The following is a 12,949-nucleotide window of genomic DNA, read 5'->3' as shown; positions in this document are numbered from 1 at the left end:
GAGGGTATGGCCGACCACCGACACGCGATCTAGTCGCCGGTCTCGGGCTCGGCGTCGCGCAGGTCGCCGTACACCGTCCGGAACATCTCTCGGTGCGCGTACGGGATGACCTTCCAGTGGAGATCCTGCGCGCTGTCCTCGGTCGCGGTGCCGAGGTCCTGCTTTCTGGTGTGGTCCTCGATCAAGGCCATCTCGGCGAGCTGTGCGACACGCTCCAGCTCGGCAGTCACGGGCTCCTTCTCGATGTCCAGCGGCGATGCGAATCCACCACCGTTGCGCTGCCTGTTCGCGACGTAGAACCCGGCTTGCTTGGCCTCGTCTACTTCCTTGGGGACGCGCGGCACGGGGCGCTCCTCGCCGGGTGCCCACCCGCTGTAGTCGCCCCAGAACGGCCCCAGGTTGAGCGCGTTCCGTTCCGCGTGCTCGATCTTGTCGCGGTGGGAGTTCGACACCGAAAGGTGCTTGCCGCCCTCCTCGACGGGGGCGAGCTCCACGGTGTCCGCTTCGCCCTCCCAGGCCGTTAGGGATGCCCAGTACACGGCATCGGCGCGGGCCAACTCCTCCAGGGCGAGCACGAGCAGGGACTGTGCGCGGCCCGCCGAACCTGCGGCGAGCAGAGTCGCCGCGTCCTCGATGAGACCGACGGCGTTCGCCATCAGGGCGTGCCAGAACTCGCGAGCGCGCGCGGCGGACAACCTGAGCGTCATTCCGCCGACTCTGCCACCTCGCGGGGCGTGTCGTCAGCCCTTGTCGCGCAGCAACTCGAGCGGGTCGAGCTGGAGGGTGTCGGCGATCTTCTCGACGGAGCGCAAGGTGAGGTTCCGCTCGCCGCGCTCCAGCCCGCCCATGTAGGTCCGGTGGACGCCCAGCACGTCTGCGAAGGCTTCTTGGCTCAGCTCCCGCTCCGCGCGGTACGCACGCAAGTTACGCCCAAGCGCGCGCTGTAGTTCGCCTTCCATAGCGTCATCGACTCTGCCGACCTGCTACTTGTAGGTCTACAGACTGATAAGTAGCATCTCCGTCATGATCAAGAAGTCGGTTTTGTCCGCAGTCCTTGCCGTCGGCATCGCTGCCACAGTTGCCCCTGCTGCCAATGCGTTCACGCCAGCCGAGTCTGCATACCTCGGTGAGGTCAAGATGTTCGCCGGTCCGCTCCCCGCTGGTGCCAACGACGCCGCCCTCGTCCGTGTGGGCCACCAGGTGTGCACTGACATGCGTGGGGGCGCAACTGCGTGGGAGGCCGCATCGAAGTTCCAGGGCGGCAATCGGTTCCTGGTGACGATGGTCAGTTCGGCATCCGCGCGACTGTGTCCTGATCAGAAGGGCAAGACTGTGACTGAGGCACGACTGTCGTACTCGTTGTGGCAGGCGGCGGGCGGGCGGTAGAGCCCGCCTCGACACCAACCCACCAGACCAGCAGAGGACACCCATGAACACCAAGAACATCACCATCGCAGTGCTCACGGCGGGGATGGCCGCCGCGCTGACCGGTTGTGGCGACGGCACCGCCTCGGACACCGGGGCCACGTCAACCGCCCCGGTCCCGGCCGCTGCGTCAGAAGGTGCGCCGAACAAGAACGCTCGGGGCGCGATTGAGGCTGAATGGGGCCAACCGGTCGAGGTCAAGGATGCGAGCGGCAAGCGCATCGTCAAGATCACCCCGCTCAAGCTGGATGCGACTGGGTGCGACAGCATTTCAGCTTCCAAGCTCGCTGGCTCCGAAGGCCCCACAGACGTGATCGTCAACGCGGTCCGGTTCGTCGCGAAGGTCGAGACCGGCGACTACAAGAGTTCGCAGTGGCTCTGGCAGTCGAACATCGACCTGATTGCGAACAACGGCCAAGTGGTGACGAATCTTGACCTCTCCCAGGATCCTGCGCTCTCCGACATCGAATGCCACGGCGCAATGAATCCCCAGCTCATCGGGGTCCCGACGAACTCCAGCAAGGTGGGCGGACCGAACATCTACTTGCCAATCGGGAAGACGAACGGTGGACCGAAGGCAATCGGATACGCGGTGATGGCTGACGGCGTGCCGGAGGGGACGTACCGCGTCGAATGGACTCGTCCCGCTGACGGCTGGCAGCTCATCAAATAGGTACAAGTGAGCCCCGGGTGGGAGCGGACGGGCCTGTCATAGCTTCCACGCCGAGTCGCGAGAGATGACCTCGAAGGTGCCGGGCACCGACCCCGCGCGGATGGCGGCGAGGGCGTGCGCGCGTGCCTCAGGATCACGCTCGGCGTCGGGCAGCCCGAGGGCGGTGTCCACGTCGGGCTGGCCGATGGTGCCCTCGGTGTAGAGCTTCTTCGCGAGCCCATCAATCGACTGCCAGCAGGTCGAAATGATGCGCGGCACGTCGCTGGGTCGAGGGTCGCCAGCAGCGACGAGGGCGGCGTGGTCGCGAGTGTTCGCGAGCACGACGCGGCGCACGTGGGCCGGTGTCGGGGGGCCACCGTGGGCCGCGTAGGCCTCGGCGAAGCTGCCCCCATAGAAGTACGCCGCCTCCGCGTGCGGAGGGAGATTGGTGACATAGCACCGGCCGCCATCACTCGAAGGGTCGTCGTCAGGGAGCAGGTACGCCTTGGTCACGGTGCCACCGAGGACCGTGGCCACCACGGCGTGACCCGCCTCGTGATGAGCTAGGGCGCGCCGTCCAGGGTCGATCCTCGCCACCGTGGGTGCGGGTACCCCGCCGCTGTACTTTCGCGCCGTTGGGACGGTGCGCGCCGTGGTGCGAGGTGCAGCCCTGGTGCTCGACCCCGCCGCGGCGCTGGCGCGCAGGGACGCGCTACGGGGAGATGCGGCGCGGTAGGCGCGGCCAGTGGTGAATTGCATGATCTTCTCTCCTCATCGGGGCGATTGCGACACGTGACGTGCGATGCGGTGGCGGGTCGCTGTAGACGGGGAAGGGGTTGCGGGCGCGGGGGTCGGCGGTCGGTCCGAAACCAGCACCGCCCAGGTAGTGAGACCACCCCCGCGCCCGCTCTCGTCGGGCGCGCGCGAGCCGACCGGGTTTCCACGGGCCAGGCCGGTCGCGCGCTGCTCACGACAAGTCTGTGTGCGCCGTCCTACCCGACGGTGACCGCGCCGATGGCGTGCTCGTAGCCGATGAGCACGCTGCGTTCCGCGATGGCGGCGGCGATGTTGTCGCGCTGCACCTCCAGCGTCTTGAACTCGGCCGCCGCAGTGCGCCACCCCGCAGTGGGCGAGGTGGCCACGATGGTGTCGCCGAGCACCAGCGGGTAGCCCCCGCCGAACACCCAGGTGTGGCCCAGCGGGGTGACCAGCTTGGACCCGTTGCGGATGAGCAGGTTCTGCGATGCCGCATAGGCGGCCCAGCGCGGCGAGGCGTGCAGGTAGCCGAGGGTGTTGGTCGCGCCGAGAAGTTCCTCCAGCTTGCCGACAGCCTCCACGATGTTCGGGGCCGTGGTCGGCGTCCCCGCGTCGATCAGTGCCCGGCCCGCGAACTCGCGCTCGACCAGAAGTTCCTCGTGAAGCCGGAGGTTCTGGAGCACGCGCAGCTCGATCTCAGCCTGCGACTGCGCGGTCGGGTCGCACTCGTCGTAGGACCACACCACCACGGGGTCGTGGGGGTCGGGCTGCTCGGGCCGGTCGCCGTCCTTGAGTGCGTCGCCGGGGTCGCCACACCACGGAACATCCCACAGTCCGACGGCATCCCCGCCGCCGTAGTTGTGCTGGCGGAACCGGACACCAGACGCGAGCCAACGCGGTACGTCGGCGCTGGCGTCCGAAACCCACGTGGTCCCCGCGTAGAGGCCCGTGCTCGTCGGGTTGACCAGGGGCGCTTCGTACTCGACCGGGTTCAGGGTCTCGTTGGGGGCGGTCATCGGATACCTTCTCTCATTGAAAACTATTGGTGTACAACGTTATTCATGTCACGCGGTGAGGTCGTTGTGGGCGATTCCGAGGCGGTCGAGTTCGGCGATCACCCCGCTCATATCGCGACCTCGCGCGGCCTGGGACTGCTCGGGGTTCGGGCGGCTGGCGCGCCACCGGCGGGCGGCGGTGATCTTCCGTTCCAGTGACAGCACCGACCTATCGACCCCGCGCAGTGCGTCGATCACGGCATCGCTCTCGGCGGGCACCCGCGTGCGGTCCTGTGCGGCAGCGCCGAGGATGCGCGCGAGTGGTGCGGCCAGGGGTGCGACGAACTCGGTCAGCGCCCCCGCCCATGATCCGCCGCGCAGCTCGTCGTCGGTGATGGCGGGGACAGGGCGGCGAACCAGCTCGCGGACGGCGCTCCGAGCCGCGCCTCGGTCACCGACGGCGGCGGCACGGCTGCGGTGGTCGGCCACCATGTCGCCCACCTCGCGGGCGAGGGCGTCCACGGCGGCGGAGATGTTCTCCACCGCCTCGCGGGCCGCTCCGCTGGCGGGGTTCGGCTCGGCGGCGAGCGCGACGGCCACCGGTCCCACAACGGCGGCCACCTCGGTGCTCAGGTCGAACTCGCCGTCGAGCACGTGGAGCTGGTGGGTGCGGCGTCGTTGCCGCTGCTCGGTCTGTGTGAGCTTGGTGGGTGCGACCTTGAGCGGCATGGGTCGGCGGCGGCTGCCTCTGGTGATCTTCTTCATGGTGGTCCTCGTCTCTCGGGTCGGGGTGGGTCGTTACGCGACCAAGTACGCGCGGACGCGGGGCTGGTCCAGCGGCTTGACCAGCGGGTCTCCAACGATCACGGTCCTCGTGCCGACGTGGACGACCGAGAGGTGGCTGGCCCCGTGCAACCACCAGAGGGCCATGTCGAAGGCCGAGAACGCGCCGGGCTGTGCGGAAGCGGTCAACTCCTTCGAGAGCGTGCGGGCGAGGCAGGCGCGCTCGATGACGGACCCCGGCGCGGCGTCGAGGGCAGCGAGGACGGCGGCCTTCGCCTCGGTGACGAGGGCAGGGTCGGGATCGTTCAGGAACATCGAGGTGTCGATGTCGCTGGTGGTGTGGTTCGTGGTGCTGGTCATGGTGTTCTCCGAGTCTCCGAGGCCCAGAAACGGAAGTGCTGGAACAGGTCGCGCAGTTGTGAACGCCACTGGCGGCCAGACACAAAGACGGCGGTCATGCTCGCCGCCTCGTGGGTTCTACCGCGATCATGAGAGCGTCGATGTCGGCCGTGCGGACGCGCAGATGCCCGGTGCCCCCACCCAACCGATAGCCGCAAAGGCGACCAGTTCGGATGTACTGCCGCACAGTCCATTCGCTCACGCGCGCACGTTCGGCGGCCTCGGCCGTCGTCAGCCAGACCGGTGGCGATTCTTGTGGGGAATCTTGGGCGTTCACGGGGCCATCGTTGCACGCGAGGGCGCGTTCACACTACTGGTAACAGTCGGTATTTTACTGTGGCGCAACGTGATTGCCTGCAACCGTCGGCCTTGTCGGTTCCCCGTTAAACGGGGCGCGAGGGCGCGGGTGTGGTGCCCCGCGCCCGAACCTGTGCCTACACGGCCCTAGCTCTCCTTGAGTAAGCGGTACATCGTTGCCCGGCCGACGCCGAACGTCTTCGCGATCTCGGGCACCGGCTCGCCGCTCGCCTGCATGCGGGCCGCCATCGCGACCTGCTGCGGGGTCAGGGCCGGGGGACGACCGATGGGCAGGTTGCGGGCCTTACGCGCCGCCTTCGCAGCCGCCCGGCGTTCGCGCTGTATCTCCAGCTCCAGCTCAGCCAGCGAGGCCATGACGCCCATGACCATCCGGCCGGTCGCCGTGGAGCTGTCCACGCCCTCACGGAGCGCCTTGATCACCACCCCGCGCTGGTCGAGGTTGCGAATCGTGGTCATCACCTCGGCCACGCTGCGGCCGAGACGGTCGATGCCGATGACGACGATGGTGTCGCCCTCGCGCGCGTAGTCCAGCAGCGCGGACAGACCGGGCCGCTGCTCCTTAGTTGACGTACCGGTGAGCTTGTCGGTGTACACCCGGTCGGTCGGCACCCCCGCGTCTCGCAGGGCGTCGAGCTGCTGATCGAGCGACTGGTGGCCGGTGCTGACGCGGGCATATCCCAGCACCACGCCGGAGGTGGTGCCAGTGGTGGAGAGCGAGTCGGTGGTCATGGCCGAATACTATCCCGAAAGTCTCCCGCACGCCATTTCGATACAAGACAACTTTCGGGACTGGTGAGCTGGTGAGATGCTCGCGGTCCAGGTCGTGCGCTCGGGCATCCCAAAACTAAAGTTCTGAGACAGGGTGACAGGCGGCCATCATGGCGCGGTGGTGCCCAGGGTAACGCTCTACGACCTCAGCGCCCGCGCTGGTCGGTCAAATGCTCCGAGCTGCTGACGATCTCGATGGTGCCGCTGCCACGCGGTCGCCCCAGCGTGCCCATGAACCCCGCCCCGCGCCCATCGACGTAAGAATGCCCCTCGGGCATCCGGTACCGCGTCACCGACGGTGTGATCTGACCTACGACCTCGGGGCTGGGCTCGACTGCCTCGACCAGCTCGGCCTCGATCACCTCGACGCCGCCGTCGAAGGCGGCCGAGTCGCCGTCTGGCGCGTCGGTGCCGGTCAGGGGTCCGTGGGTAGCCCCCGCATCGGGATCGTCCAGCAGCGGCGCGCTGAGCGCCCGTGCGGGCGCGTAGGTGGTCGGTGTGCCGATATTGCTCCACTGAATCTTGTCGAGCAGTTCGATTTGCCCTCGCAGGTCGAGGGTTTCGAGATGGCGTCGGGCCACCTCGGCGTGCATCCGGCGAAGCCACCCGGGCCGGTCGGCACCGGTCGAGCCGAACAGTGCCGTCAGCTCTGTCGAGAGGTCGGTCTCGATCTGTTCGGGTGTCTGGGTACCCTCCGCGACGGCGATGTTCGACTCCAACCCCGCCGCAACCGTGTCCAATACCTGCTGCTCCAGGTCGCGTTCGGCTATCAATCGCGCGAGCCGGACGGCCTGCTGCATGACTGTCTTTCGCTGTTCGGTCGTCGTGCTCATTCGACGGTCCCTTCGATGACGTTGCTGAGTTCGTCCTGCAACCGGTCGAGCACGTCGCTCGTCGTGACCGCGACGAGGTGTTGGTGACGTTCGGGACTGTGCAATCCGTAGAGCCTCAAGGTGTCGACATCCTGCGTGGTCAGCGTCCGGTGCAAGCTCGCCCACCCCGCCAGGTCGCCCGACGCGGCCGCCCGCGCGAGCAGAGTTTCACCGTTGTGGGTTCGCCGCGCCCGCAGCGCCAAGATGTTGGTCAGGGTTTCCTCGGCGTCGGGAACCGGGTTTCGCGCCCGGTGTCGCTCAACTGCGCGTTGAACTGCGCCGTGAGATTTGTAGTCGAGCTTGCGTGCGATCTCGTTCCAGCTCAGGCCGCAGGCGCGCAGGACGTGTGCCTTCTCCGCGCGTTCACGGGAAAGTCGGGTCGGCATAACGGGAGCCATGCCGCAAGCTTGCCTCATGCACGTGTACATTTCCACATCGCCGACTCTGGTAGGCGTTGTGTTGCACGGGATTCCGCCACGCACGCTGACCCCGCCTCCACCACTGACCCCGCCATGCCAACTCGGGTCAGTGCCGCGTGCCACGGCGCGGATTACGGACTCCGAGCGGGGTAGATCACGACCACCTCCTGGCCGCCGTCGCTGTTCTTCGTCACCACCCACCGATGGGGGCTCTGTGACCGGTGCGGCACGTGCGCGGCAAGCGCGGTGTCCTATAGACACCGGACGCACTTGCCGCACTCACTTCCGATACTTGCCGCACTCGTGACGCACTTTCCCGAGAAACAGGTCTCTACCTGGTGGTTTAGTGCGGCAAGGTGATTTTTGCCGCACTCTGACGCACTGCCGCGTTGAATCCGGGAAGGAGCGATGCGAAAAGGGTGTTGGCGCAGGTAGAGCGGCATTTCCTGGGGAGTGCGCCAGTGCGGCAGCGATGCTTGCCGCACTGCGCCTCTGAGGGGGTGGCGCGGCAGGCGTGTTTGACACACTCTGACGCACGGCCGCAGCAGGACGTAGACCGTCTCCACAGGCTCGAACTCCTGGAGGTTCCGCCGGTGTGGACGGCGGCCGAGCGTGGGGTAGTACAACACCGACTCTGGTAGGGAATGTATGTCCCGCAACGGTATTCGGCGCGCCGGTGCTTGAACGAGAGCGGATGGGTCCTGTACGGTATTCAGTAGGTCGCCGGCTCCGCCCGGCATAGGGGTCCGCACCACGCGCCCCGGTTCCCGACCTCTTCACGCCACCGCTTCCGCCCACGTAGCAGCCCCGCGCCCGCTTCGAGGAACTCGTTTCCAGCGAGAGCGATTCATCGTGAGTTCTACTGCCCCCACCGAAGCGGCGAAGTCCGCGCTACCCGTCTACGAGACGATGGCCGAGGTCACCGCTCGCACCAAGCTCAGCCGCGACTTCTTCATGAACCGCGTGGCCGACGGCTCCCTGCGCGCATTCCGCGCCGGTCCCAGCTCCCGCGCGCCGATCCGGTTCCGGCCGGAGGACATCGACGGCCTCATGCGCCGGTACGACCCCGAGACCGTGCCCGAGGCGTTCACCGGGCCGCGACAGTGAGCGCGCCCGTGGCGGGGTCCACCCCGCTCCCTGCCAGCGACCGGGCCGGTTCCGCAGTGCGAGCGGGGGAGACCGGCTCGCGGGAGTGGCTGGCGGCCACCATGTCGGCGTTCACCGACGACGAGCTGCGCCGGGCCGGAGAACTGTTCCGCAGCCTCACGCGCCGGGCTGGCGCGGTGGGCGGCTGAGGCATCGGCCCCGGCCCACGCTCGCCCATCACGTGCCGCGCACCGTAGATCGCCCGTATGGCGTCGGTCGTGCGGAGCCGGAACACCTACCCCGACATGCAACAAGGCCCCGTTCTCGGGGAACGGGGCCTTGCTTCGGAGTTTCCAGCATCCGCGACCACTCGCCTCCACGACGAAGGAATGATCGTGTCTCAGAATACCAGCTCCACCACGGCCGATGGAGCCAGCGAGCCCGCCGAGTTTGTTCCCGGTGCGTTCGTGCGCGACCAGTACGACTCCGAGCTGGGGCTGTTCGACAACCGTGCGGCCGAGGCTCTCGGCGCGCTGGCCGCCGTGCGGGTCGCGGACCTGCGGCGTGCCGGGATGGACTTCCCGGCTCCGCCTACCAACGGTGAGGTGGTCGCGTGGTGTCGCGGACGTGGGCGCGTGTGGAATCCGCCGCAGCGGGCGGGGGCCGACCTGCACACCGTCCGCGCCGCGCTCGGCGGAGTGCACCCCGCTTACCGAGTCGCGCTGGTCGATCTGGTCGAGCACGAGCGGCACGGCGAGGCGTGGGAGGCAGTGGCCCGGGAACTCAACACCGTTGCGCGAGGGGCCAGGCGGGGCAGCGAGCGCCCGACCACGCTGACCCCCGGCCAGTTGATCGAGGCGGGCCTGACCGCCGACCAGATCAGGACCTTGCCACGGGCCACGAAGGCGGCGACGGCTCGCTCGGTCGAGCTGGTGGAGACCTGGGACGCCGAGGCCCGGCTCGTGGCCAGCGAGCGGGGGAGCGAGGCCAAGGCTGCCCGCGCGGCGTGCTCGCTGGCCATCCCCGAGCCGATCAACCTTGCCGAGTACGTCCGTCAGACACCCCGCCAGATCGTTCACGATCTGCTGCCGTACGGACTGGGGCTCGGTCTGTTCGCCGAGAAGAAGGCGGGCAAGTCCACCGCCGTCATGGAGCTGGTCCGCGCGCTGATCAGCGGCGACAAGTTCCTCGGCCAGTTCGACACCGAGCTGCCCGAGGACGCTCGCGTGGTGCTTCTGGACACCGAGATGGGCGTGGACCTGCTGCACGAGGAGTACGTCACGAACGGGGTGCTCGCGCCGGATGAGGCTGCGAGATTCGACGTGTTCGACCTGCTCGGTACTCCTGCGCTGGCCGACGTGCGTACCGAGGCTGTGCGGGCGCGCTGGCGCGAGCGGATCACGCCGGGGTCGTTCATCATCATCGACTGCTTGTACAAGGTGCTCGGTGCGCTCAGCATCGGGGAGAACGACGATGCAGTGGGCCGGGTCATCACGGGCTTCGAGCAGCTCGTCACCGAGTGCGGCGCGGTCGGCTGGGTTCTCGTGCATCACCTGGGCAAAGACCCGACCAAGGGTGCTCGCGGCCACGGCTCCATCGAGGGTTCAATGGCGGTGCTGTCCTACCTGCGGCTGACCGGTTCGCTGACGGACCCGCGTGAGTTCTGGGCCTTCGGGCGCGGCGGGGTGAGCATCGAGCCTCTACTGCTGTCGTACGACGATCACCAACTCCGCGTGGACGAGTCCAGGTTGGTGCGAAAGGCCCGCGCCCGCGATGACAAGCAGCGCGACATCGACCTCAAGGTGCAGAAGCTCGTGCGCGAGAACCCCGGCATGTCGGTCAGGTTCTTCCAGGAACTGGAGAAGGACCAGCGTGGCGGCATCGGCAGCAAGGCGATTCGTGACTCCATCGCGCGGCAGCTACAGGCCACCCCGCCGACCATCAAGAACCTGGGAACCGAGCACAAGAGCGAGCTGCACCCTGCCGATCCGTACAACGCCTGATCTCCTCGCCGCCAGCGCGGACGGCGAGGAGGTTCACCCCGCGCCTGGGTGGCCCGCTTCGCCGACAACACACGGCCCCCTCGCCACGAACTGGGAGAGGGGGCCGTTCGGTGCGGTGCGTGCGAGCTGGCCGCCGCGCTCACCGACGCTGGGGCTCGATGGTGATTCCGGCGCGCTTGTCGTGCCACCGGCCGCGCCCGATCCGCTCGATGCGGATATGCAGGGTCGCCTTGATGAACTCGCGCTGGTCCGCCAGCGGCATACCGCGCCACTCTGCAACGGGGTCGGCGGCGGTGGCGAGGCTGCGCACGGCCGGGTCCGTGAACACCGGAGCTGCCGCCGCCTCGGCCTCCGCGATCAACGCCTCCAGCCGGGTCGCCGCACGCGCTCCGGTGGACGCGGGCATCCGCCCCTCGATGATCTCGGTCTCCACCGCGTCGAGCCTCGCGCGTAGCTCGGCCAGCCGGGCAGGGGCGGTGGTGTCGGCCTCGGGCGTCTCGGCCAGTGCGGCCAGGACGGCGGGGGAGGTCAGAATCTGTTCGACCACCTCGTGCACGGCCTCGTCCACCAGGTCCAGACGCCGGGCGGCGTGACGGCCGGGCCTGCACGTGTAGACCTCGTAGCGGCTGCCGTCCTTCTTGGTGCCGCCTCGGCCCCGCCACACCTTCTCGCCGCAGACCCCGCACTCAGCGATGCCGGACACCAGGTACTTGACCGGCACCCCGCGCGGGCCGCTCTGCCGGGCGGCGAACAGCGCCACCAGGTCGTTGTGCTGGTCCTCAGTGAGGATCGGCTCCCACGTGCCCCGGCCGTGGATCATGCGCGGCCCCCGCACGCCGTCCTTGACCTCGGTGTGCACGCGGAACCCCGCCAGCGTGGGGTTGATGAGCAGGCGGCGCAGCTTGGCCGCGTCCCAGCGCAACGAGTCGTCCTGCTCCGCGATCCATCGGACGACCGAGGCGAACGACTGGCCCGCGAGAACGCGCCGGGCCGCCTCCGCGATGAGCGGGGCCTGGCCGGGGTGCGGCTCGCGTCGTACGGGCTTGCCGGTCTCGGGGTCACGGATGATGCGGTATCCGTACGGCACGCGACCGTGCGGCTTGCCGTCAGCCAGGTTGGCGCGGTGTGCGCGGAGGATGCGGGTGCGGGTCTGTTCGGCCTCCTTCTCGGCCAGCAAGGCGTCCAGACCGGTGGAGAAGCGGTCGTCGCCGTCGCTGAGGTCGTAGAGGCGTCCGGAGTACGACCACCGCACTCCGCGACGGGCGCACAGATCGCGCAGTTCCACGTACCGCTTGAGGTCGCGTTGCGCGCGGCTCGCCTCCCACATCACGAGCACGTCGCCGGGCTGGAGCAGCGCCTGGAGCCGGGCGTACTCGGGCCGGTCCTTGGTGGCGTACCGGCTGGCGGATACGTCGTTGTCCACGAGCACGTCCGCGACCGGCCAGGCGTGCCGCTCGCACTCGGTCCGGCACTCGGAGACCTGCTCCTCGACCGAGCGCCCACCGGCGCGATCCGACGAGACGCGGGCGTAGATGACCGCCCGACCAGGGGCGGAGGCTGGGGTGCTCATAGTAGGGGAGTTTACGCCGAAATAACACGCCTTCGACACGATCTACTACCCGTGCCTCGACTCGACCCGAGACCGGCCCTTCGGCCTGTACCTGCACGCGAACGAGGGCGGCGAGGGCGCCGAACGGGCGGTGGACTCGATCACCGCGGGCCTCGGCTGGCAGAAGGTGACGCCGCACGTCGTGGTGTCGGGCAAGCCGTCGCGCGCGCAGGTCGAGGAGTGCTGGAACCTGGGCGCGACCGTCGCCGCACAGCTCATGGGGGAGTGAGCCGCGGATTCACAGAGCACCACCCCTCGCCATGGGCGCGACGGAGCCCTTCGCCGATAGGGTCTGGTGGTGACTGAATCGCGGCTCGACCTCCTGCGCTGGCAGTTCGACCTGACCTGGGCGCTCGGCGAGGTGCACCTCGCCGAACTGGCGCCCGACGACTTCCGCTGGGAACCCGCGGCGCACTGCTGGACGATGCGCCGCCAGGACGGCGGAACCTGGATCGCCGACTGGGCCGAGACAGAGCCGGACCCGACCCCGGTCCCCACGATGGCCTGGCTGAGCTGGCACATCGGCTGGTGGTGGGGCACCACGATGGACCATCTGCAGGGCCGGCCGATCCGGGCGCGCGAGGAGGTCCGCTGGCCCGGACCCGACGGTGCCGTCGCCTGGCTGACGGCGCTGCGCGACGAGTGGCTGACCGTCCTCGATGCGCTCACCGAGGAGCGCCTCGACGAGCCGTCGGAGTACCCGTGGCCCGAGGACGCGGGCCTGACCGTCGGGCACCAGGTCGCGTGGGTCAACGCGGAGTTGATGAAGAACCTCGCGGAGATCGGCCAGCAGCGGCTCGCCCGCGCCGCCCTCCGGACCGGCTGACCACAGCACGTCAGGGGGGCGGCTCTAGACTGAAGGGG

17 protein-coding genes and 1 pseudogene are annotated in these 12,949 nt (G+C 68.7%); 7 read left to right on the top strand and 11 right to left on the bottom strand.

The features are described 5' to 3' along the window. Positions 1-29: 29 nt before the first annotated feature. Together ELY19_RS21580 and ELY19_RS21575 are read right to left on the bottom strand one after the other, a co-directional pair. Positions 30-707: an AbiV family abortive infection protein gene (locus ELY19_RS21580; protein WP_126198315.1), complete on the bottom strand. Its 678-nt coding sequence runs from the start codon at positions 705-707 to the stop codon at positions 30-32. A 33-nt stretch (positions 708-740) separates the two neighbouring features. Beyond that, a complete protein-coding gene (locus tag ELY19_RS21575) occupies positions 741-959 on the bottom strand; it encodes a helix-turn-helix domain-containing protein (protein WP_126198314.1) in 219 nt (72 codons plus the stop codon). Positions 960-1,023: 64 nt separating this feature from the next. On the opposite strand from ELY19_RS21575, the gene ELY19_RS21570 reads away from it, so the two are divergent. Both ELY19_RS21570 and ELY19_RS21565 read left to right on the top strand, forming a co-directional pair. Beyond that, entirely contained in the window at positions 1,024-1,386 is a 363-nt protein-coding gene (locus tag ELY19_RS21570) for a DUF732 domain-containing protein (protein ID WP_126198313.1), read from the top strand. 43 nt (positions 1,387-1,429) lie between these two features. After that, on the top strand, positions 1,430-2,098 hold the full coding sequence (locus ELY19_RS21565; protein ID WP_126198312.1) for a hypothetical protein: 669 nt from the start codon (positions 1,430-1,432) through the stop codon (positions 2,096-2,098). A 36-nt stretch (positions 2,099-2,134) separates the two neighbouring features. Here ELY19_RS21565 and ELY19_RS21560 read toward each other — a convergent pair whose 3' ends face one another. The 8 genes from ELY19_RS21560 to ELY19_RS21525 all read right to left on the bottom strand — a co-directional run bounded on the left by ELY19_RS21560 (position 2,135) and on the right by ELY19_RS21525 (position 7,366). Further along, entirely contained in the window at positions 2,135-2,617 is a 483-nt protein-coding gene (locus ELY19_RS21560; RefSeq protein ID WP_126198311.1) for a hypothetical protein, read from the bottom strand. Positions 2,618-3,069: 452 nt separating this feature from the next. Beyond that, a complete protein-coding gene (locus ELY19_RS21555) occupies positions 3,070-3,849 on the bottom strand; it encodes a hypothetical protein (RefSeq protein ID WP_126198310.1) in 780 nt (259 codons plus the stop codon). A 48-nt stretch (positions 3,850-3,897) separates the two neighbouring features. Beyond that, positions 3,898-4,593: a hypothetical protein gene (locus ELY19_RS21550; protein ID WP_126198309.1), complete on the bottom strand. Its 696-nt coding sequence runs from the start codon at positions 4,591-4,593 to the stop codon at positions 3,898-3,900. Positions 4,594-4,626: 33 nt separating this feature from the next. Next, positions 4,627-4,971 carry a hypothetical protein gene (locus ELY19_RS21545; protein ID WP_126198308.1) on the bottom strand — a complete coding sequence of 115 codons (345 nt, stop codon included), beginning with the start codon at positions 4,969-4,971 and terminating at the stop codon, positions 4,627-4,629. Positions 4,972-5,065: 94 nt separating this feature from the next. Then, positions 5,066-5,197 carry a hypothetical protein gene (locus ELY19_RS24165; protein ID WP_416222729.1) on the bottom strand — a complete coding sequence of 44 codons (132 nt, stop codon included), beginning with the start codon at positions 5,195-5,197 and terminating at the stop codon, positions 5,066-5,068. Positions 5,198-5,454: 257 nt separating this feature from the next. Beyond that, positions 5,455-6,057, bottom strand: a complete 603-nt coding sequence (locus ELY19_RS21535; protein WP_126198306.1) for a recombinase family protein — start codon at positions 6,055-6,057, stop codon at positions 5,455-5,457. A 185-nt stretch (positions 6,058-6,242) separates the two neighbouring features. After that, entirely contained in the window at positions 6,243-6,929 is a 687-nt protein-coding gene (locus ELY19_RS21530) for a hypothetical protein (protein ID WP_126198305.1), read from the bottom strand. Beyond that, a complete protein-coding gene (locus ELY19_RS21525; RefSeq protein ID WP_126198304.1) occupies positions 6,926-7,366 on the bottom strand; it encodes a hypothetical protein in 441 nt (146 codons plus the stop codon). Before ELY19_RS21525 ends, ELY19_RS21530 begins: the two co-directional genes overlap by 4 nt. 873 nt (positions 7,367-8,239) lie before the next feature. On the opposite strand from ELY19_RS21525, the gene ELY19_RS21520 reads away from it, so the two are divergent. Genes ELY19_RS21520 through ELY19_RS21510 form a run of 3 tightly spaced genes read left to right on the top strand, consistent with a single transcriptional unit; the run spans position 8,240 to position 10,476 of the window. Continuing rightward, positions 8,240-8,494 (top strand): hypothetical protein, encoded by a 255-nt coding sequence (locus tag ELY19_RS21520; RefSeq protein ID WP_126198303.1) that lies wholly within the window; start codon positions 8,240-8,242, stop codon positions 8,492-8,494. Positions 8,495-8,502: 8 nt separating this feature from the next. Beyond that, positions 8,503-8,682 carry a hypothetical protein gene (locus ELY19_RS21515; protein WP_126198302.1) on the top strand — a complete coding sequence of 60 codons (180 nt, stop codon included), beginning with the start codon at positions 8,503-8,505 and terminating at the stop codon, positions 8,680-8,682. Positions 8,683-8,739: 57 nt separating this feature from the next. Continuing rightward, complete coding sequence (locus ELY19_RS21510) at positions 8,740-10,476, top strand: AAA family ATPase (RefSeq protein WP_126198301.1); 1,737 nt, start codon at positions 8,740-8,742, stop codon at positions 10,474-10,476. Between the two features lie 139 nt (positions 10,477-10,615). Here the strand turns inward: ELY19_RS21510 and ELY19_RS21505 are convergent, their stop codons facing one another. Further along, a complete protein-coding gene (locus ELY19_RS21505) occupies positions 10,616-12,046 on the bottom strand; it encodes a recombinase family protein (RefSeq protein ID WP_126198300.1) in 1,431 nt (476 codons plus the stop codon). A 25-nt stretch (positions 12,047-12,071) separates the two neighbouring features. Between ELY19_RS21505 and ELY19_RS21500 the strand changes: the two are divergent. Both ELY19_RS21500 and ELY19_RS21495 read left to right on the top strand, forming a co-directional pair. Continuing rightward, positions 12,072-12,314, top strand: a pseudogene (locus tag ELY19_RS21500) (flavodoxin family protein); the annotation flags it as partial. A gap of 69 nt (positions 12,315-12,383) precedes the next feature. Next, complete coding sequence (locus tag ELY19_RS21495; protein WP_126198298.1) at positions 12,384-12,911, top strand: DinB family protein; 528 nt, start codon at positions 12,384-12,386, stop codon at positions 12,909-12,911. Positions 12,912-12,949: the final 38 nt, after the last annotated feature.

Origin of the sequence: Tsukamurella paurometabola, assembly GCF_900631615.1 — a bacterium.
GTDB lineage: Bacteria > Actinomycetota > Actinomycetes > Mycobacteriales > Mycobacteriaceae > Tsukamurella > Tsukamurella paurometabola_A.
The sequence above is the reverse complement of the archived record's forward strand: the minus strand, read 5'-3'. Positions and strand labels throughout refer to the sequence as shown.